The sequence below is a fragment of the Flavobacterium reichenbachii genome, from assembly GCF_002217435.1.
In the GTDB taxonomy this organism is placed as follows: Bacteria; Bacteroidota; Bacteroidia; order Flavobacteriales; family Flavobacteriaceae; genus Flavobacterium; species Flavobacterium reichenbachii.
In genome coordinates this window covers 59688-81453 of sequence record NZ_MUHF01000002.1, presented here as the reverse complement: position 1 = coordinate 81453, position 21766 = coordinate 59688, and the positions used below count along the sequence as shown (strand labels likewise).

Sequence of the window (21766 nt, the reverse complement as noted above, 5' to 3'; positions counted from 1 at the left end):
TTTTAAGATATTTGATAATAAGTAATCTAATAAAATATGACAAATGAAAATTAATTTTAACTTTAAGAGGTTTGGGGCCTTGATGTTTTTATTATTCATTCAAACAGCTTTCGCCCAAGGAATTACGGTAACAGGAATAGTTACCGACAAAACAGGAATGCCGGTTCCTGGAGCAAATATAGTTTTAAAGGGTACCAAAGAAAGTACTCAGACCAATTTTGACGGAGAATTTACGATCAATGCCAGAGAGGGACAAACATTGGTAATCTCTTATTTAGGAATGAAATCGGTTGAAGTTTCGGCTTCCAAATCGGTTAAAGTAAAACTGGAAGATGCTTCAAACGAACTGGAAGCCGTTTTAGTTGTAGGTTATGGTACACAGACCAAAAAGAATTTAACCGATAATATTGCCCGCGTTACGGCAAAAGATATTCAGCAGGTACCGGTTTCAAACTTCCAAAATGCATTAGTAGGTAAATTGGCAGGGGTTCAGGTAACGCAGACTAATGGTAAAGTCGAAGGCGGAATGAACATTAGAGTACGTGGAGCTGCAAGTATTAGTGCAGGAACACAGCCGTTGTATGTATTAGACGGAATACCATTAATTAATGATGACGATGACTCAAGCAACGGAGCGGCAACCAATCCGCTATTGACGTTAAGTACAAACGAAATCGAATCTATTGATGTTTTAAAAGATGCTTCTTCTGCTGCAATTTATGGTGCGAGAGGTGCAAATGGTGTGGTATTAATTACTACTAAAAAAGGAAAAGAAGGAAAAGGAAATTTTTCCATAAATATATCTCAGGGAGTTAGTGAAGCTACTCACAAAAAGAAATGGCTGGATTCAAAACAATATGTTGAATTATTGCAGGAAGCAGGCCGAAATGTGGACGATCTTGAATCTGTAGAAGACGAATTAGAATTTTTATCGCAGGGAACAGATTGGAGAAACGGCGCCATAAATACAGACTGGCAAAAAGAAGCCTTAAAAACCGGATACACCACAGATGCAGATTTTTCTCTTTCGGGAGGTGATGAAAAAACAAAATACTTTTTCTCGGGAGCTTACAATAATACTGTCGGAATTGTGGACAGCAACAGTTTAGAAAGAATTACGGCAAGAAGCAATCTGTCTCACAAGGTATCAGATCGTTTTACAGCCGGAATGAATCTTAGTTTTTCCAGATCTGCAATAGATCGTGTTCAGGATGATAATTCATTTGTAACGCCATTACAGTCTGTAGCTCAGGCGCCAATTTCGCCGGCAAGATTAGCAGACGGAACTGCAAATCCAAACACAGAATATGCTAATTATCTTTTGGCAAAAGACAATTCCTTTTGGAAAACAATAATGAGAAGAGTGATCGGAAAAGTATATGGAGAATTAAAACTATTCAAATCTTTAAAATTCAATTCTGATTTTTCTTATGATCTTTTAACTCAGACAGAAGATTACTGGCAAGGTAAAAATGCTCCTTTTATGGCAACAGACGGTGCTGTATTTGCATCTGCTCAGAATAGTGAGAGTTATGTTTTTAGTAATTATTTTACGTACGATCAAACCTTCGCTGAAAAGCACAACCTAAATGTGGTTGCGGGTATGGAATTCAACAAATACAACAGAAGATATCAGGATGTAAACAGTATTTATTTCCCAAATGATTCTTTTGAGACGATAGATGGCGGTGCCGAAGTAAATGAAGGACACGGCAGCCAGACCGATTATGCATTTGTATCTCAGTTTGGAAGGCTTAATTATAGTTTTCAAGGCAAATATTTGTTTAAAGCCAGTATTCGCCGTGATGGTTCTTCCCGCTTTGGAAAAAATGAAAGATTCGGAGTTTTTCCTGCTTTGTCTGCAGGATGGGTAATGTCTCAGGAAAATTTCTTAAAAGAAAATAAGGTTTTGACTTATTTAAAATTAAAAGCAAGCTGGGGTAAATTAGGAAATGCAGAAATCGGAAATTTTGCTTCCCGCCAATTGTACCAGCCAAATCCTTATAATCTTAAATCAGGCTTAACTTTTGATCAGGCTGGAAATGACAATCTTAGCTGGGAAAAATCTACACAAACCGATTTTGGTATTGAAATAGGTTTCTTAGATAGAATTTCTTTTGAAGCAGATTATTACCAAAAAGATACTGATGGTTTATTATTTGAAGTACCGCTGCCTTTAAGTTCTGGAACGGATTTAATCAATAAAAATATTGGAAAAATTAGAAGCAATGGTTTTGAATTCACTTTAAACACCAAAAATGTTGATACAGAAAATTTTAAATGGAATACAAGTTTCAATATTACGACCAACGAATCAAAAGTAAAATCGCTGCCAAATAACAATACTGATATTATCAATAATTTCACCATTAATAGAGTCGGCGAAAACATATCTTCTTTTTATTTAGTTGAATATGCAGGAGTTGACCCAGCAAACGGAGATGCGCTTTTTGTAAAAAATGTGGTTAACGATGATGGTACAATTGACAGATCTACTACTAATGATTACAGCAAAGCAAAAAGAATTATTGCCGGAAATCCTTTCCCTACATTAATGTCTGGATTAACCAATACCATTTTGTACAAAGGAATTGATTTTACATTTACTTTTCAGGGAGAATGGGGAGCCAGCATTTATAACACAGCTGGAATATACCAATCTACAGTAGCAGATTATTTTGACAACCAGACTGCAGATCAGTTAAACCGCTGGCAGAATCCCGGCGACATTACAGATGTACCTCAGGCAAGATTTGGAGGAGCAAACGGAACTCAGGATTCTACACGCTATCTGGATGAGTCAGATTTTATTCGTCTAAGAAATATAACGCTTGGATATACATTACCAAAACAAACTGTAAGTGACATGGGAATGAGCAGTTTGAGGATATACGCAACAGCAGTTAACTTACTGACTTTTACCAACTATAAAGGTTACGATCCTGAAGCAAGAAGAGATGATGGAGTTGGAATTGGAGAGGATTTTTACTCTGCACCTCCGGCAAGAACGATAGCATTGGGAGTAAATATTAATTTTTAAAAAAGGACATGATGAAAGCAAATAACGTATTCTTATTTATAATTTTCGCAGTATTTTTTACAAGTTGTGAAAATGAATTAGACTTAGATCCTAAGCAAAGAGAAGATGCTTCTGTTACTTTAAGTACCGAAGCCGGAATAACAAATGTACTTACCGGAACTTATGCTTTGGCAGCAAATGGAAATGCCTACGGAGGAAGAATTTTACTTTATGCCGATTTATTAGGTGTTACAGGCGTACTTAACACAACCGACTTAAGATGGAGAGGAACTTATGCCGAATTAAGACAAATGTATCTTAAAGACATGCAGTCTGACAACGTAATCATTGAAGGAACCTATGCAAGATGTTACGAAATAATAAATGCTGCAAATACCGTAATTGATAATATTAGTGTCGTAAAAGATCCGGAAAGACAAGCCGTAATGATTGGTGAAGCCAATTTTTTAAGATCTCTGGCTTATTTTGATCTGGTACGCTTTTTTGCAAAACCATATGTGAGTGGTCAAGCCAATAATCAGCTGGGAGTTGTAATCAGGCCAAATGCCATTTATGATTTTAATGCAGATCTTTCTAAACAAAGAAGTACTGTGGCAGAAGTTTACCAAGTAATTATCAATGGTTTAAATCTTGCCTATACTAATCTTCCGGAAGAAAATACTTTTTATGCAGACAAATATGCTGCACAAGCCTTACTAGCACGTGTTTATTTGCAGCAAGGAAATTATGCAGGCGCAAGAGATGCAGCCGATGACGTTATTGAAAACAGCGGTCACGGATTATCTTCAAATTATGCTGCAGCTTTTAACCATGATACCGATCAGACCGAAGATGTTTTTTCTATTCAAATTACAAAACAAACAGGTTTAAATGATGTAAACACGTTTTACGAATCTGAGAACAACGGAGGACGTGGCGGTGATTTTTCGATCAGAGATGCTTATTTAGAAAAATTCAGCGATCCTGATGACAGAGCTGTATTTTATTATGAAAACGAAGCAAACGGAAGAATCCTGACATCAAAATATACGGATCAATTTGCTAACGTCGGACTTATTCGTCTGGCTGAACTATATTTAATCAGAGCCGAAGCAAACTTAAGACTAGGAACTGCTGTTGGAAATTCGCCACTCGACGATATTAATATCATCAGAAATCGAGCAAAAGCAGATGAATTATTAGCAGTTACACTTGATGATATTTTGCTGGAAAGAGAACTTGAACTTGGAATGGAAGGATTCTTAATTCACGACATCAGAAGAACGCAGCGTTCTATAGATATCAGCACCGATGGAGACGGCTCAAAATTGCTTCCTTTTGATGCCGACAACCTAGTATTTCCGATTCCGTTAAAAGAAACAGACGCCAACAAAAAAATAACTCAAAATCCAGGATACGGATCGTAAACCAAAAACCATTTTTAACCAAAAAAACCATTCGCAAAACGAATGGTTTTTTTTACCTAAGTAAAATAGCAAAAAGTAAAATAGAATGTAAGTAAATTATATTTGGATCAAGGATATTATTATGCTGCTGCAGGCTCTTTTTTTACTGAAGCTTGTGCAATAGCCAAAGTAATCGGATCTAAATTGCCCGCGTAAAAAGTATCTAATAATTCCTGAAATATAGGATCAGCATTTTCTACCTGAGAGAAAAGACTCAAAGAAGAACGCAATTTGCGTGCATCTAAATCTCCAAGAATAGATTCGATAGATTTTTTTTTGTACTGCAGTAAAAGCTGTGCAATTTCGACTAAATGTTTGGATAAAATTGGATGGTTTAAATAAGCCTTAGCTTCTTCAAGATCTGCAATTGCATAATGTTTAGCAATGTTACTTTTTCCTAATCCTTTGATCTGAGGAAAGATAAACCACATCCAGTGTGTTTCTTTTTTTCCTTTTTTTAATTCAGAATATGCGGTAAGGTAAAGTTTGTTTTGTGCATCTAAAAAGCGTATTAAATCATTATTTGCGTAAGCCATCTGATGTTATTTTATAAAGGTTCAACAAAATTTTGCTGTCTTAAATTATAATTCAAAACTACTCAGGAACTCCATTTTTAAATTATATAATTATTCGTTAAATGTTATATAATTTCTATTTACAAATAAAAACAGCCGCATAATTATGCAGCTGTTTTAACATATTCGATCTAATTTTTAATTACATTTTGAAATCATTCAGCGACTTCTCAATAATTGCAAGACAGTCATAAATCTGCTCTTCTGTTATAACCAAAGGCGGTGCAAATCTAATTTTGTTTCCGTGTGTTGGTTTTGCTAATAATCCGTTGTCTCTAAATTTCAAGCAGATTTCCCAAGCCAGATCAGAATCTTCTCCGCTGTTAATTACAATTGCATTTAGTAAACCTTTACCGCGAACAAGTTCTATTAAATGGTTACGTTCTGCAATTTCGTTTAATCCTTTTCTTAAAATTGCTCCAAGACGTTCTGCATTTTCAGCCAACTTTTCGTCCTTTACTACTTCAAGAGCTGCAATTGCAACTGCTGCCGCAACAGGATTTCCTCCAAAAGTAGATCCATGCTGTCCGGGTTTTATAACATTCATAATCTCATCATTGCATAAAACCGCAGAAATTGGATAAACACCTCCAGAAATTGCTTTTCCTAAAATCAATATATCCGGCTGTACATTTTCATGATGAACGGCCAATAATTTTCCGGTTCTGGCAATTCCGGTTTGAACTTCATCTGCAATAAATAAAACATTATGCTTTTCGCACAGCGCTTTTGCTTTTGCCAAATATCCTTCTGACGGAACATAAACTCCAGCTTCTCCCTGAATTGGTTCAACCAGGAATCCAGCAATATTTTCAGATGCACTTAAAGCTTTTTCAAGAGCTTCAAGATTATCATATTCAATTTTTATAAATCCATCTGTAAACGGTCCAAAATTCTTTCGGGCTGTTTCATCATTCGAAAATGAAATTATGGTAGTCGTTCTTCCGTGAAAATTATTTTCGCACACAATAACCTGCGCCTGATTTTCTGGAATTCCTTTTACTTCATAAGCCCATTTTCTGCATATTTTAAGAGCTGTTTCAACAGCTTCGGCTCCCGTATTCATCGGAAGCACTTTGTCAAAACCAAAATATTTAGTTACATATTCCTCATACTCACCCAATTGATCATTGTAGAAAGCACGAGAAGTCAATGTTAGTTTTTGAGATTGATTGATCATGGCCTGAATAATTTTTGGATGACAATGGCCTTGATTTACTGCCGAGTAAGCAGATAAGAAATCATAATATTTTTTCCCGTCTACATCCCATACATATACTCCTTCTCCTCTTTCTAAAACCACAGGAAGCGGGTGATAATTATGAGCTCCGTATTTATTTTCTTTTTCAATTAAAACTGCTGCTTTGTTTGAAAGTTTGTTTTCAGTATGAATCATAATCTATTTATTTTAAGCAAAAGTATTAAATATTTATTATTACAATACAACAAAACCTAAATATTGACTTTAAAATACTCTTTTTGAAGTCAAATACACTAATTTAGACTTAAAAATAATAAATACAACACAAACCTGAATTGAATCTTTGAGTCTTTTATAAAAAAATAATTACTTTTATAAATATAAAATCAGGTTTCCAACTCAAATTAAAACAATGGAATTATTAGACGAATTTGATATCAATATTATTAAAGAACTGGAAAAAGACGGAAGAATGGCTTTTTCTGCAATTGCTGCCAATCTAAAAATTTCTAATACAATGGTGCATCAGCGTATTAACAGATTGATGGAACAAGGCATAATTGGAGGAATTAAGCCTATAATTCAGGAAAAGAAAATTGGTTACGACTGGGCTTCTTTTACTGGAATTTCTCTAAACAAAGATTCTGATTCTGATCGTATTATTGAGGCCTTAAAAGAGATTCCTGAAATTACAGAATGTTATTATGTTACGGGTTCGTTTACTTTATATATCAAAATTATTGCTAAAAATCACGAACACATGCGAAGCATTCTTTATGAAAAAATCGACAGCATTCCCGGAATTTCCAAAACCGATTCGATTATAGAATTAGGATGTGCTTTTAAACGAAATATTATATTGTAATTTTTTCCTTTACATTATTCATTAAATAATAAATCAGCAGCATTATGAATAAACTTTTCAAATTTTCTTCGACGCAGTTTATCGTTATTTTGATATTCGCATCTTTAAGCTGTCTGGCACAAAATCCGAAAGGAAAATTATTCATAATCGGCGGAGGCGATCGCTCTGATAATTTAATGAAACAGGTTTTGGCTGTAGCCGAATTATCTCAAAAAGACTATATCGTAGTTTTACCAATGTCGAGCGAACAACCCGACAGTTCTTTTATTTTCTTCAAAACTCAAATGGTAAAATTGACAAAAAATCCAATTGTGATGCTGAATTTTAATAAAGAAACTGCTCAAAACAAAACGCTTGCAGATTCCGTTCAGAAAGCAAAACTTATTTTTATAAGCGGAGGCGATCAAACGCGTTTTATGAATATTATACAGAACACTCCAATAAAAACGGCTATTTTAAAAGCATACGAAAACGGAAGCACAATTTCTGGAACGAGTGCCGGCGCCGCTGTAATGTCTGAAAAAATGATTACCGGAAACCAGAAATTACAAAAAGAATATTCGGGCACTTTTGATAATATCAGATACGATAATCTGGAAACCAGCGACGGTCTTGGATTGTTAAAAACGGCGGTAATTGATCAGCATTTCCTGAAAAGAAACCGTTATAACAGATTACTTTCTGCTTTGGTTGAATTTCCTGATTTAACGGGAATCGGAATTGACGAAGAAACTGCAATAATTGTGAGGAACAACCAGGTTGAGGTTGCAGGAGAAAGTGAAGTAATTGTAGTAAAGAAACCAAAGGGAATTTTAAAATCTAAAAAAGGCAATTTGATCTCAATTGAAAAACTGGAAATGAGTATTTATAATGCCGGACAAAAATTTAATATCAAATAATGTTAGTAAACTATTCTAAAATTTTAAAAACGGTCTTTTTCATTTTTTGTGTTAGTTTTTCTTTAACCGCACAAAAAATAAATTCGAAAGAAATTCTGCGTCTTGAAGAAGCGGCACAGCAAGTTGAGATAATTCGCGACAAATGGGGAATTCCGCATATTTACGGTACAACAGATTCCGACGCTGTTTTTGGGTTATTGTATGCACAATGCGAAGACGATTTTAAACGCATTGAAATGAATTATATCGAAAAACTGGGTCGACTTTCAGAAATAAAAGGCGAATCTGTTTTATACAATGATCTAGAAATTAGACTTTTAATAGATGCCGAAGAAGCAAAAACAGATTATAAAAAAGCACCATTGTGGCTGAAGAAACTTCTCAACAGTTATGCAGACGCCATCAATTTTTATTTATACAAACATCCTGAGGTTAAACCCGCGCTCTTAACTCATTTTGAACCTTGGTTTCCGCTTTTATGGACCGACGGAAGTATTGGCGCTATCAGCACTGCAGATCTTTCTACAGGAGAATTGAAAGCTTTTTACTCTGGAAATAATGATAAAGTGGCGTACGTAGAAAGAGAAAAAAACGTGCAGACTGGTTCTAACGGTTTTGCTTTGGCACCATCTAAAACCGCCGATGGAAATGCAATTTTATATATTAATCCGCATACTACTTTTTACTTTAGACCAGAAGTTCAGATTACCAGCGAAGAAGGTTTAAATACTTATGGAGCCGTAACTTGGGGGCAGTTTTTTATTTATCAGGGGTTTAATGAAAATTGCGGCTGGATGCACACTTCATCAAATGTGGATGTTGCTGATATGTACGTAGAAAAAATCACAAATAAAAAAGGGAAATTATTCTACGAATTTGACCAAAAATTACTGCCTGTTATAGAAAAAGAAATCACGATTAATTATACTGAAAAAGGAAAATTAATTCCAAAAAAAATAAAAACATATTTTACCAACAACGGTCCGATTATGGCCAAACGTGACGGAAAATGGATCAGTTTAAGATCTATGAATCGATCAATGACGAGTTTAATTCAGAGCTGGATAAGAACAAAATCTAAGAATTTTGACGATTACAAAAAAGCAATGGATCTAAAAGCTAATACGTCCAACAACACCGTTTATGCCGACAGCAAAGGAAACATAGCCTACTGGCACGGCAATTTTATTCCGATAAGAGATAAAAATCAAAATTGGTCTAAAGCAGTAGACGGATCAATTTCTGCAACACAATGGAAAGGACTGCACGAAGTAGACAAAACTGTGCATTTATATAATCCTGTAAATGGATGGATTCAAAATTGCAATTCGACACCTTATACGGCAGCGGGCGAAAACAGTCCGAAGAAACAAAATTACCCGCCTTACATGGCGCCGGATGGAGAAAATTTTAGAGGAATAAATGCTGTCAGGATTTTTAGCAAAGGCACCAATTATACTTTAGAAAAGGTAATTACAGACGGTTACGATTCTAAATTATCAATTTTTGAAGTTTTAATTCCGGGTTTAGTAAATGTGTTTAATCAGGTTCCAAAATCAGATACTTCAGAGTACAAATCATTGTCAGAAGCGGTTTCAATCTTAAAAGATTGGGATTATTATGCCAAAGAAAATTCGATCGCAACAACGCTTGCAGTTGAATGGGCTTACAAATTAGATCCTATTATTCTAAAAGCATATATTGACGAAGGTGAATTGGATCAGGTAGAAAACACCAAAAATTTTGCAAAAAATGCTGTAATAACACAAATGATTCCACAATTAGAAGGAGTTATAAAAGACCTGCAGTCTAAATGGGGAACGTGGAAAGTAAACTGGGGCGATGTTAACCGTTTTCAGCGTTCCAGCGGTGATATCGATTTAAAATACGACGACAGCCAACCAAGCCTTCCGATAGGTTTTGGTCCCGGTTCCTGGGGAAGTCTTCCTTCTTTTAAAAGCAGTTATCAAAACGGATCTAAAAAGCGATATGGTTATAACGGAAACAGTTTTGTTTGTGCTGTAGAATTTGGTCCAAAAATAAAAGCAAAATCTTTACTGGCTGGAGGAAACAGCGGTGACATAAACTCAAAACATTTTTATGATCAAGCAGAAATGTACCAAAAAGGACAATTTAAAGACGTATTGTTTTATAAAGAAGATGTTATAAAAAATGCAGAAAAGACGTATCATCCCGGCGAATAATTTTTGCGATTTATCTTTCAAATCTTAAACCTCAGAAGAAATTTCTTTTGAGGTTTTTTTGTATCGTAATATTTCTGATATTTGTTTAAAATTGTAAATACCATGAAAAATCCTATCTTATTTTTATTCGCTTCTATACTGTTTTCCAACACTATAAGCGCTCAATTAAAACCTGTAAAATACGCAGACGGAAATCAGCAGCTAAACGGTTTGTTTATAAAATCTGCCAAAAAAAGCAGTCAAAATCCTGGAATTTTACTTTTGCCTGCCTGGCTGGGAATCGATAATGCGTCTAAAGAAATTGCCTCGAATTTATCTAAAGAAGGCTACAATGTTTTTATTGCAGACATCTATGGCGAAGGTAATTATCCTAAAAATACCGCTGATGCCGGAAAACAGGCCGGATTTTATAAAAAGAATTATGAAGCGTACCAGAAACGCATTAACGCAGCGCTGCAGGAATTAATAAAAGCAGGAACAAATGCAGACAATATTGCTGCGATCGGCTATTGTTTTGGCGGAACTGGTGTTCTTGAAGCTGCCCGCGGACATTTGAATGTAAAAGGTGTTGTCTCTTTTCACGGAGGTTTAGGCAAAGATGCCACTCGTCCTGCAGAACCGATTTCTACAAAAGTTTTAATTTGTCACGGTGCAGATGATCCGTTTGAATCTAAAGAGGAAATCACTGCTTTTCAACAGGAAATGCGTGATACAAAAGCCGACTGGCAAATGATTTATTATGCTAATGCAGTTCATTCTTTTACTAATCCAGAAGCTGGAAATGACAATTCTAAAGGAGCAGCGTACAACGAAAAAGCTGCTAAACGATCTTTTGAACATTTAAAAATCTTCCTGAAGGAAGTGCTGAAAAAATAGCCCTGTAACTAACCAAAACTAAACCAAAACCAATGTCGCATAGTAAAATAAGAGAAGATAAAACCTGCCTCAACTGCAGGCATGTTGTAGAGCAAAAATTTTGTCCCAATTGCGGACAGGAGAATTCAGACAGCAGAAAAACTTTTCATCATTTATTTTTTCATTTCTTTGAAGATCTAACGCATTATGAAAATGCTTTCTGGAAAACGATTCGAAATCTGCTTTTTAAGCCCTCGACTTTAACCAAAGAATATCTTTCGGGAAAACGGTTGTCTTACCTGGCACCTGTACGTTTGTATATTTTTATCAGTTTTATCACTTTTCTTTTAATCGCACTTTTTCCAAACGAGGTAAATGACGAAGTGGTAATTGCTGATAAAAACACTAAGGAACATAAAAAAGAAATTCCAAAAAACATTTATACCGGAGAACTCAAAGACCTAAATATAGGAAGCGATTTTAATAAAATAACTAGGAATGTTGATTCCATACAAAAACATGCCCCAAAGGAAAAGCGTCTGGACAGTTTCAGTTATTGGATGATCCAGAAACTAAAATATGTTGTAGATCATAACTCAAAAGGTGAAATCGTTAAAAAATTTACGGAATCTTTTGTTCATAATCTTCCGAAAATACTAATTCTCATTATGCCGTTCTTTGCCTTCTTTTTATGGATCTTTCATAATAAAAAGAAGTGGTATTATTTTGACCACGGCATTTTTACACTTCATTACTTTTCTTTTCTTCTTTTAATATTCCTGATTTTATTTGTCATCCGGAAATTTATCGGACTATTTGGCGAAGACAATCCGCTCACTTTTATTTCAGACATTACTGATTTTGTGGGATTTATCTGGATGTCTTATTATTTTTACCCTGCGCATCACAGATTTTACGGAGAATCCAGATTTGTCTCATTTGTAAAAAGTGTACTATTGTTTTTTATTAACTCGTTTTTTATTCTATTTTTACTAATACTTTACGCCTTTTACACATTCATTAATTTACATTAAATAAAAAATGAAAAAAATAATTGTTCTATTATTAATTGCTGCTACTGCGTTTTCATGTAAAACAACGCAGCTGGCTGCAGCCAAAGATAATTCAGATCCAACAAAATATATGGATCTTATTACTGAGAAAGATTTAAAAACAATGCTTTACGTAGTTGCTTCTGACGAAATGGAAGGACGCGAAACAGGATCTCCAGGCCAGAAAAAAGCGGGTCTATATATGATCGAGCAATACAAGAATAATGGTATTTCGTTTCCTAAAGGAGCGACAGATTATTACCAGCATATTCCTGCAGCTTTCCTTAATGCAAAATACAAAGAAAACCTTCCGGATTCTGAAAATATCTGGGCATATATAGAAGGTTCTGAAAAACCAGATGAAGTTTTGGTCATTTCGGCTCATTATGATCACGTTGGAATTAAAAAAGGCGAAATCTACAATGGCGCTGATGATGACGGTTCCGGAACAGTTGCCGTTATGGAAATTGCGAAGGCTTTTGCGAAGGCTAAAAAAGACGGCCACGGTCCAAAACGTTCGATTTTATTTCTTCATGTTACCGGCGAAGAACACGGTTTACACGGATCTCGTTATTACTCAGAAAATCCATTGTTCCCGATTGCCAATACTATTACAGATGTCAACATCGATATGATCGGCCGTCGTGATGTAGAACATGCAAATACCAATAATTATGTTTACGTAATTGGAGCCGACAGATTATCATCTGATTTACACAACCTTGTAGTGGCTCAAAACGAAAAATATACTAAAGTAGATTTAGATTTTAAATTTAATGATCCTAAAGATCCAAATCATTTTTATGAGCGTTCTGATCATTATAATTTTGCAAAACATGGTATTCCGGCTGTTTTCTTCTTCAATGGAGTTCACGCAGATTATCACGGAAAAGGCGATGAACCAGAAAAAATTGAATACGATGCTTTAACAAAAAGAACAAAATTGGCTTTTGTTGTAGCATGGGACTTAGCCAATAGAGCTGAGAGACCTGTAGTTGATAAACCGCTTAAATAAGGTTCAAAGGCTCAGAGTAGCAAAGGTTCAGAGGTTTTTTTCTAAGGGACTGAGGGTTCTGAGGGACTAAGTTTCTAAGGTTAAAAAAAAAAGGGATTAGTTTTTAAAAACTAATCCCTTTTTTTATAATATTAAGTGTACTAGAGAAAAACCTCAGAACCTCAGTCACTCAGAACCTTTGCAACTCTGAACCTTAGTCCCTCAGAACCTCAGCACCTTTCCTTAGTCATTCATAGAAATCAAAAACTCCTCGTTGTTTCTGGTTTTTTTGAATCGGTCGTTTACAAAATCCATAGATTCTACAGGATTCATATCCGATAGATATTTACGCATAATCCACATTCTTTGTAATGTTTTTTCGTCTAATAAAAGATCGTCGCGACGCGTGCTTGAAGAGGTTAAGTCGATAGCAGGGAAAATACGTTTGTTTGCAATCTTACGATCCAATTGCAGCTCCATATTACCTGTTCCTTTAAATTCTTCAAAGATCACTTCATCCATCTTAGAACCTGTTTCTGTCAATGCAGTTGCGATGATACTCAATGAACCTCCGTTTTCTACATTTCTGGCAGCACCAAAGAAACGTTTTGGTTTTTGCAATGCATTAGCATCAACACCACCACTCAAAACTTTTCCAGAAGCTGGCTGTACTGTATTATAAGCTCTTGCCAAACGTGTAATTGAATCTAATAAAATCACAACATCATGTCCGCATTCTACCAGACGTTTTGCTTTTTCCAAAACGATATTAGCAATTTTCACGTGTTCTTGCGGTTCTCTGTCAAAAGTAGAAGCAATAACTTCACCTCTAACACTTCTCTGCATATCGGTAACCTCTTCAGGACGTTCGTCAATTAGAAGAACAATCAGATAAACTTCAGGATGATTTGCAGCAATGGCATTAGCAATGTCTTTTAATAACATTGTTTTACCCGTTTTTGGCTGCGCTACAATCATACCACGCTGTCCTTTTCCGATTGGAGAAAATAAATCGATAATTCGGGTTGAAACTGAACTGCCTTTTTCGGCTAATTTGAATTTTTCTGAAGGAAAAACTGGTGTCAAGTGTTCAAAAGAAACTCTATCGCGAACCACTTGCGGGTCGTGTCCATTAATTTTTAAAACACGTACTAAAGGGAAAAACTTCTCGCCTTCTTTTGGAGGACGAACCACTCCTTTTACAGTATCTCCGGTTTTAAGACCAAATAATCTGATTTGTGAAGTTGATAAATAAATATCATCTGGAGAGGCTAAATAATTATAATCTGATGAACGCAAAAATCCGTATCCGTCCGGCATCATTTCAAGTACGCCTTCACTTTCTATAATTCCATCAAATTCAAAATCTGAATCTCTGAAATTATTATTCTTTTTATTTTTATGATTTGGATTCTGGTTGTTGGTATTGGTATTCCCGTTTCCATTTCCATTTCCGTTCCCATTTTGATTTGGATTTGGATTCTGAGCTTGAACCTGATTTGGATTTGGATTCAGATTCTGGTTTGGATTTGTGTTCGGGTTTTGATTTTTATTTTGATTCGGATTGATCTTTTTTGCAGAAGGTGCTATTACAGGTTTCTCTGCTTTTGGTTCCGTAGTTATGTTTTCTGCACTTTCTTCGGCACTAACTTCTTTTACCTCATCTTTTTCCTTTTTCAGAGCAACTTTTTTCTCGTAAGCCGTTTTATTAAACTTTACAATTTTTGGCTCTTTTTTATCAGCTGTCTTACTTTCTACAACTTCTGGAGCAGTATTTTCAGTTTCTGTTAAAGCTTGAGGAGTTATAGTATTCTGAGAAGTTTCTTCTACTTTATCAAATTCAAGAACTGGAGTGCTTTTTGCATTAGCTGCTTTTTTAGCCGGAGTAATTTTTGCACCAGTGATTCTGGTTCTCTTGGCTTTATCATCTTTGACCTCTGCTGCTGCTTCGGTTTTTGGTGCTTCAGCCGGCGCATTGCTAGTTTCCTGATGAGCCAAAATCTGACTAATTAAAGCCTCTTTTTTGACGCCAGTAATCTTTATTGTTTTAGCTAATTTAGCTATTTCTTGAAGCTCAGAAAGCTTCATTTCTTTTAATGCAGAAATATCAAACATGAATGTTCTATGAATTTAATTATTTTAAAGGAAACTGTAAAAAGAATAAGGTAGATAATAATTTGAAATTGACCGCAGTATGAAGTGCTTACGGTATTATGATGCAATAATACGAATAAAATTTAATCATACAATAGTATTTTAAAAAAAGAAAATATATTTTTGTAAAACAATTATTGAACATGATACAAAGAATTCAGACTGTATATTTATTTTTTACCTTTGTAGTAACTGGGGTTCTAATGTTTTTTATTCCACTTTGGACATCAAACACAGGAAAGCCGTTCTATTTTATGCAGGACCAATTTTACACCATATTATTAGGTCTAAGCACAATGCTGAGTGTAATCAGCATTATTACATTCAAAAAAAGACAAAATCAGTTTGTTATGAACAGACTAAATATAATATTAAACTTAATTTTATTAGGATTGTTTGTATATCGATCACTAAACTTATCTGGAGAAACTACGGTTTCAGAGAAAGGTATTGGGATGTTTCTTCCGATTGTTGCTATCGTGTTATTAGTTTTAGCTAATAAGGCCATCAAAAAGGACGAAGATCTTGTAAAATCTGTAGATCGTTTGAGATAAACCTATAAACTTAATTTATTTGTGTGAAAAAACCCGGATTCTATATCCGGGTTTTTTTGTGGATACAATTCAGATTTACTTAAAACACTGCCAAAATATAGGTTAAAACAAATTTTGTAAGATATTTTTCATAATTTTGACACCATTCAGATTTCTAGAAAATTATGATCCAAAAAATAAAAATTCATCTTGCAGATGATCATCAGGTCCTCATTGACGGGCTCACCAACTTACTACAGACTGTCAGCGACTTTGAAGTTGTTGGCAGTTCTCTTGATGGAACTACTGTATACGATGATGTTTTAGAAAATAAAGCCGACATTTTAATACTAGACATCAGTATGCCTAAAAAAGACGGCATCGAAGCCTTGAAAGAATTTAACCAAAAAGGTTCTTCGTGCAAAGTCATTATTTTATCCAGTTATGATGATCTTAAAATAATTAAGGAAGTCATGAAATTAGGCGCAAAAGGGTATCTCACAAAAAAAAGCGCAGGCGAAAATATAATAGAAGCCATTGAAGCAGTTTATCAAGGACAGGAATATTTTAGTGATGCCGTAAGAGAGAAAATATTTAACGCATTTATACAGAACAATCCAAAATTACAACCTCATCCCTATCAGGAAAATCAAATCTTAAGTCCGAGGGAAATCGAAATTATTAAGCTGATAGCGCTTGAATATAGCGGAAAAGAAATAAGCGAAGAGCTTTTTATAAGTTCCAATACCGTCGAAACGCATAGAAAGAATATCATGAGAAAACTAGATATCAAGAGTACAATCGGTTTGGTAAAATATGCCATAAAAAACAATTTGATAAATCCTTAATCAGCATCAAGGAACAAAAATTTACTGCTATGTTTGGTTCAAGAATCTTTATTCTGTTTTTTCTTTTAATTTCACAATGTGGCCATTCCGTTTTCAGCCAGATGCAAGTTCCTGCAAAAGAATCTATAGTAACTGTTGTTGAAAATCAAAAAAACAATTCATCCGAACTTCGCAAAGTAGAAAGTGTACATAACAAAAAAGTGGTCAGCTTATCTGTTGTTCTTGTAATTATATTGTTCTTTCTTTTTTATTTTTTTTATCAGAATAATAAATTAAAGCAAAAAATAAAACGAAAGGATACCAAACAGAAAATTCTTTTAGACATCATTAATTCCGGAATTGACAGTCAGGAAAATGAAAGAAAAAGAATAGCTTCTTTTTTGCATGACAATATTAATTCGCTTTTGTCCTCTGCAGGACTGCATCTTAATGTATTTACAGCACAAAATAACATTAAGGCAGAGGAAATTCAGAAAACCAAAACAATATTAGCCGAAGCACATGATCTTCTTCGGGATATGTCGCACGATTTAGTCCCTTCCCTTTTGGTTCGTTTCGGTTTAATGTATGCTTTAGAAGATTTATGCGAAAGAAATTCTAATTCGAGTATTCATTTTGAATTTTCGAGTACTATTGCTGTAGAACAACGGTATGTCGAAAAATTTGAAATGAAAATTTATTTTATTGTATCTGAATTATTTAACAACATTATCAAACACAGCGCTGCAAAAAAAGCCGAAATTTCGCTTCAAGAAAACCAAGATCAATTTATAATTTCGATCCACGATGACGGGATTGGATTTAAGACCGATAAACTAAACAAAGCCGAAGGTTTTGGTTTAAACAGAATAAGAGCGAGAATTAAAAAATTTAAAGGAAGTTTCAGCATTAAATCAAAACCCGGCAAAGGAACTTCAATTAAAATACAAATTCCCCTTCCTCATTAATTCCTTACTTCTTCCCTATTTCTACAATCTCTAAATCTTTTATTTTATCATCATCGATTACAAAACGAAGCATTGTTCTCATCTGATGAAAACCGCTTTTTCCTGCTGCTCCGGGATTCATATGTAATAAATTATTCTTTTTATCAAACATAACTTTAAGAATATGTGAATGCCCGCAGATAAATAATTTAGGAGGATTTAAAGCCATTTCTTCCTTAATATTTGGATTGTATTTTCCGGGGTAACCTCCAATATGCGTGATCCAGACCGAAACATTTTCGCACATAAAACGATTGTGCAGCGGAAATTCCAATCTTGCCTTTGCATCATCTATATTTCCATAAACGCAGCGCAGCGGTTTTAGTTTTTTTATCGTATCGGTAACATTCAAATCTCCGATATCTCCGGCATGCCAAACTTCATCTGCTTGATTTACATATTTTAAAATAGTATCATCAATATGGCTGTGAGTGTCGGAAAGGAGGAGAATTTTTTTCAATTTACTAAAGGTTCATAGGTTTTGAGTCACAAAGGTACAAAGGTTTTTTTTAAAGGTTCTGACATACTAAGGTTCTAAGTTTTTTTTTAATTAAATCTATCTTAATACTTTTTTTATGAATGGGAAGATACTTTACCTGTTTTAATAATGTATTTTACTAATCTCGGCTCAGACGCGCTGCAGTGCATCTCTACAATGTAGACTTCGGGATAGTATCTCAGAATCTTAGCATCTTCAAAAAATCCTTTGTACCTTTGTACTTCAGAACCTCTGTCCCTAAAAAATGAGATATTTTATCCACTTCGCATATAACGGCACACATTATCACGGCTGGCAATTTCAACCTAACGCATCTTCTGTTCAGGAAACTTTAAACAAAGCTCTTTCGGTTTTGTTAAATTCTGAAATTAATGCAATGGGTGCAGGTCGAACAGACACTGGAGTTCACGCAAGGGAAATGTATGCTCATTTTGATCATGAAACTCCGATTGACGTACCGAATTTGGTGCATAAACTCAATTCTTATTTACCTAAAGACATTGCTGTTTTTGATATTATTTTGGTTGACAATGAAGCACATTGTCGTTTTGATGCAACTAAAAGAACTTATGAATACCACATTAATACTTTTAAAAATCCGTTTCTGGAAGAATTGAGCTGGTATTTTAATCAAAAATTAGATGTAGCTTTGATGAATGAAGCTGCAAATATCTTATTGAAACACACCGATTTTCAGTGTTTTTCTAAAGTCCATACCGATGTAAATACTTTTGACTGCACAATTTTTGAAGCCTATTGGAAACAAGAAAACAACAAGCTGGTTTTTACCATTTCGGCAAATCGATTTTTAAGAAATATGGTTCGTTCTATTGTTGGAACATTAGTAAATATTGGTCTGCATAAAATTTCTCTGGTAGATTTTGAAAACATAATTGCGAGCAAAAGCAGAGAAAAAGCCGGGTTTTCGGTTCCGGCACACGGATTATATTTAACCGAAATTTATTACGATTATTTATAGCTGTAAGCTGTAAGCAATAGGCTTTAGTGTTGAGTCTGCTGCCGAAAGCCTAAAGCTTAAAGCATATAAAAAACAAATGAAAGCAAAAGCATTCGATACCGGATTATTCAAAAGAATTTTAACCTATACCAAACCTTATAAATGGCGCTATTACGGCGTTATAATTTTTGCCATTTCTCTTTCAGTTTTTGCAGCTCTTCGTCCTTATTTATTAAAACAAACGGTGGACGGCTATATCAAGACGCACGACAAATACGGTTTATTGATGTATATTGTTTTGATGGGCGTGGTTCTCCTGATGGAAGTTTTTTCTCAGTTCTATTTTGTTTTCTGGGCAAACTGGCTGGGACAAGATATCGTAAAAGATATTAGAAATAAGCTTTTTAAACATATCTTGAGTTTTAGGATGAAGTATTTTGATTTGGTTCCGGTTGGACAATTGGTAACCAGATCTGTCTCTGATATTGAATCGATCGCCCGTATTTTCAGTCAGGGATTGTTTATGATTATTTCTGATTTAATGAAAATGATTGTAGTCTTGCTTTTTATGTTTTACATGAACTGGAAACTTACCTGGATTGTAGTAATCGCCATGCCTATCTTAGTTTACATAACAAGAATTTTTCAGCGTAAAATGCAGGTTGCTTTTGAGGAAGTTCGAACTCAAATCGCCAATATGAACTCTTTTGTACAGGAGCGCGTTACGGGAATGAAAATCGTGCAGCTTTTTAACCGAGAAAAAATAGAGGCAGAAAACTTTAAGGAAATCAATAATAAACATAAAGTAGCGTGGATCAAAACGATCCTTTATAACTCCATATTTTTTCCGATTGCCGATATAATTTCGTCTATTACTTTAGGCTTGGTTGTTGTTTACGGCGGATTTAGGATTTTGAATGGGGATCAGTTTACAACTTTTGGAGATTTATTTTCGTATACGATGTTTATCGGAATGCTATTTAATCCGCTGCGTCAAATTGCAGATAAATTTAATGAGATGCAATTGGGAATGATTGCTGCCAATCGTGTTTTTGATATTATTGACACACAAGATCATATTCAGGATACAGGAATTCTTGAAGCGCCAATTTTTGAAGGAATTATAGAATTCAAAGACGTACGTTTTAGTTATATTCCAGAAGAAGAAGTTATAAAAGGAATTGATCTTTCTGTGGCTTCCGGACAAACAATTGCAATTGTTGGTTCTACAGGTGCCGGAAAATCGACTATTATTAATTTATTAAATCGTTTTTACGAGATTAACAGCGGCACTATTTTTATTGACGGTCAAAATATCGAAGATTACACTTTAGCTTCTTTACGTAAACAAATTGCAGTGGTTTTGCAGGATGTTTTTTTGTTTGCAGATACCATTTATAACAACATTACACTGCACAATGAAGAAATAACCCGCGAACAGGTTTTAGACGCAGCCAAGAAAATAGGTGTTCATGACTTTATTATGAGTCTTCCGGACAATTATGATTTTGATGTAAAAGAACGCGGTGTTATGCTTTCTTCTGGCCAGCGTCAGTTGATTGCCTTTTTAAGATCTTATGTAAGCAATCCAAGTATTTTGATTTTAGATGAAGCAACATCATCAATTGATACTTATTCTGAGGAATTAATTCAGCGTGCTACAGAAACGATTACAAAAGGAAGAACTTCGATTATCATTGCACATCGATTGGCGACTATCGTAAATGCCGATAAAATTATTGTAATGGATAAAGGTTTAATTGTCGAAGAAGGAACACATCATGAATTACTTCAAAAAGCAGACGGTTATTACAAAAACCTGTATGATTCGCAATTTGTGGCCGCAAATTAGATTTTGAGCAGATAAATTCTAATTAAAAAGTTAAAATTGCGTTATAGGAATCATAAAACTGCATTTCACAACCAGCACTTTAACATAGTCTTTTTTGGCTTTTCGTTATCTTTGAGATTATAATTAAATGAAAAAGAAAATGCCACAAACAAGATTTTATCCAAATGAAGAATTCAAAGAAATAGATATAAACGCCTCATTGCAATTACGATATGCCATTTCAAACAAAGGACGTTTAATTAGTTTTACAGACGAAATAGAAAACGGACGCCTTTTAAAAGGAGGTTTAAGTGATGGTTATCCAACTTTTAGATTTAAAGTTAAAATAGATGACAAAATCGTTAACAAATATCTCTTCCTATACAAATTAGTCGCACAGTATTTTATTACAAAACAATCCGAAGAACAAACTTATGTACTTCATTTAGATTACAACCGAAGTAATGATGACGCCAATAATTTACGCTGGGCAACAAAAGCAGAAATGATGGCGCACAGCCGAAAAAGCCCGCGTGTCATTCAGGCCAAAAAGAATTTGATCGAACATAACCTAAAATCAGACGGAAGAAAATTAACGACTACCAAAGTAATGTTAATTAAAAAAATCCTGGCAAGACCAGAACAAAAAACACGTCTTAAGATGATTGCCAAACAATTTGGTGTCAGCGAAATGCAGATCAGAAGAATTGCAAGCGGTGAAAACTGGGGACACGTAAAGGTGTAAAAAGTTTTTGTTTCAGGTTTTTACTATGAATATAAATAGTTTGCCACGAGTTTTACAAAATTCCACTAATTTTTAATTTTAA

The 21766-nt window shown here is 34.6% G+C and carries 18 protein-coding genes; 14 read left to right on the top strand and 4 right to left on the bottom strand.

Translation table 11 applies throughout. The annotated features are described in order from the left end of the window. Positions 1-43 precede the first annotated feature (43 nt). Complete coding sequence (locus B0A68_RS02580; protein ID WP_035683000.1) at positions 44-3040, top strand: SusC/RagA family TonB-linked outer membrane protein; 2997 nt, start codon at positions 44-46, stop codon at positions 3038-3040. 11 nt (positions 3041-3051) lie between these two features. After that, positions 3052-4446, top strand: a complete 1395-nt coding sequence (locus tag B0A68_RS02575; RefSeq protein ID WP_035682998.1) for a RagB/SusD family nutrient uptake outer membrane protein — start codon at positions 3052-3054, stop codon at positions 4444-4446. Between the two features lie 119 nt (positions 4447-4565). Here B0A68_RS02575 and B0A68_RS02570 read toward each other — a convergent pair whose 3' ends face one another. Next, positions 4566-5021: a DUF1810 domain-containing protein gene (locus tag B0A68_RS02570; RefSeq protein WP_035682995.1), complete on the bottom strand. Its 456-nt coding sequence runs from the start codon at positions 5019-5021 to the stop codon at positions 4566-4568. Between the two features lie 181 nt (positions 5022-5202). Beyond that, complete coding sequence (gene rocD, locus B0A68_RS02565; protein ID WP_035682992.1) at positions 5203-6456, bottom strand: ornithine--oxo-acid transaminase; 1254 nt, start codon at positions 6454-6456, stop codon at positions 5203-5205. Positions 6457-6673: 217 nt separating this feature from the next. On the opposite strand from rocD, the gene B0A68_RS02560 reads away from it, so the two are divergent. From B0A68_RS02560 to B0A68_RS02535, 6 genes are all read left to right on the top strand, one after another. Then, on the top strand, positions 6674-7126 hold the full coding sequence (locus B0A68_RS02560; protein ID WP_035682990.1) for an Lrp/AsnC family transcriptional regulator: 453 nt from the start codon (positions 6674-6676) through the stop codon (positions 7124-7126). Positions 7127-7170: 44 nt separating this feature from the next. Next, positions 7171-8025: a cyanophycinase gene (locus B0A68_RS02555; protein WP_035682987.1), complete on the top strand. Its 855-nt coding sequence runs from the start codon at positions 7171-7173 to the stop codon at positions 8023-8025. Then, positions 8025-10229 (top strand): penicillin acylase family protein, encoded by a 2205-nt coding sequence (locus B0A68_RS02550; protein ID WP_035682984.1) that lies wholly within the window; start codon positions 8025-8027, stop codon positions 10227-10229. Before B0A68_RS02555 ends, B0A68_RS02550 begins: the two co-directional genes overlap by 1 nt. A gap of 102 nt (positions 10230-10331) precedes the next feature. Beyond that, on the top strand, positions 10332-11105 hold the full coding sequence (locus B0A68_RS02545) for a dienelactone hydrolase family protein (RefSeq protein WP_035682981.1): 774 nt from the start codon (positions 10332-10334) through the stop codon (positions 11103-11105). Between the two features lie 32 nt (positions 11106-11137). Next, entirely contained in the window at positions 11138-12118 is a 981-nt protein-coding gene (locus B0A68_RS02540) for a DUF3667 domain-containing protein (RefSeq protein WP_035682979.1), read from the top strand. Between the two features lie 7 nt (positions 12119-12125). Next, positions 12126-13151: a M28 family peptidase gene (locus B0A68_RS02535; protein WP_035682976.1), complete on the top strand. Its 1026-nt coding sequence runs from the start codon at positions 12126-12128 to the stop codon at positions 13149-13151. 222 nt (positions 13152-13373) lie between these two features. Here the strand turns inward: B0A68_RS02535 and rho are convergent, their stop codons facing one another. Next, the gene (gene rho, locus B0A68_RS02530; RefSeq protein ID WP_035682974.1) at positions 13374-15245 is read right to left on the bottom strand and encodes a transcription termination factor Rho; all 1872 of its coding nucleotides are present in this window, start codon (positions 15243-15245) and stop codon (positions 13374-13376) included. 182 nt (positions 15246-15427) lie between these two features. Between rho and B0A68_RS02525 the strand changes: the two genes are divergently transcribed. The 3 genes from B0A68_RS02525 to B0A68_RS02515 all read left to right on the top strand — a co-directional run bounded on the left by B0A68_RS02525 (position 15428) and on the right by B0A68_RS02515 (position 17612). Then, the gene (locus B0A68_RS02525; RefSeq protein WP_035682971.1) at positions 15428-15838 is read left to right on the top strand and encodes a DUF4293 domain-containing protein; all 411 of its coding nucleotides are present in this window, start codon (positions 15428-15430) and stop codon (positions 15836-15838) included. Between the two features lie 164 nt (positions 15839-16002). After that, entirely contained in the window at positions 16003-16665 is a 663-nt protein-coding gene (locus B0A68_RS02520) for a response regulator (RefSeq protein ID WP_035682970.1), read from the top strand. A 29-nt stretch (positions 16666-16694) separates the two neighbouring features. Continuing rightward, the gene (locus tag B0A68_RS02515) at positions 16695-17612 is read left to right on the top strand and encodes a sensor histidine kinase (protein WP_035682966.1); all 918 of its coding nucleotides are present in this window, start codon (positions 16695-16697) and stop codon (positions 17610-17612) included. Between the two features lie 4 nt (positions 17613-17616). Here the strand turns inward: B0A68_RS02515 and B0A68_RS02510 are convergent, their stop codons facing one another. Beyond that, complete coding sequence (locus B0A68_RS02510) at positions 17617-18111, bottom strand: metallophosphoesterase family protein (RefSeq protein WP_035682964.1); 495 nt, start codon at positions 18109-18111, stop codon at positions 17617-17619. A gap of 283 nt (positions 18112-18394) precedes the next feature. Between B0A68_RS02510 and truA the strand changes: the two genes are divergently transcribed. From truA to B0A68_RS02495, 3 genes are all read left to right on the top strand, one after another. Then, on the top strand, positions 18395-19129 hold the full coding sequence (gene truA, locus B0A68_RS02505) for a tRNA pseudouridine(38-40) synthase TruA (protein ID WP_035682961.1): 735 nt from the start codon (positions 18395-18397) through the stop codon (positions 19127-19129). A 76-nt stretch (positions 19130-19205) separates the two neighbouring features. Beyond that, the gene (locus B0A68_RS02500) at positions 19206-20960 is read left to right on the top strand and encodes an ABC transporter ATP-binding protein (RefSeq protein WP_035682959.1); all 1755 of its coding nucleotides are present in this window, start codon (positions 19206-19208) and stop codon (positions 20958-20960) included. 139 nt (positions 20961-21099) lie between these two features. Further along, the gene (locus B0A68_RS02495; RefSeq protein WP_035687939.1) at positions 21100-21684 is read left to right on the top strand and encodes an NUMOD4 domain-containing protein; all 585 of its coding nucleotides are present in this window, start codon (positions 21100-21102) and stop codon (positions 21682-21684) included. Positions 21685-21766 lie beyond the last annotated feature (82 nt).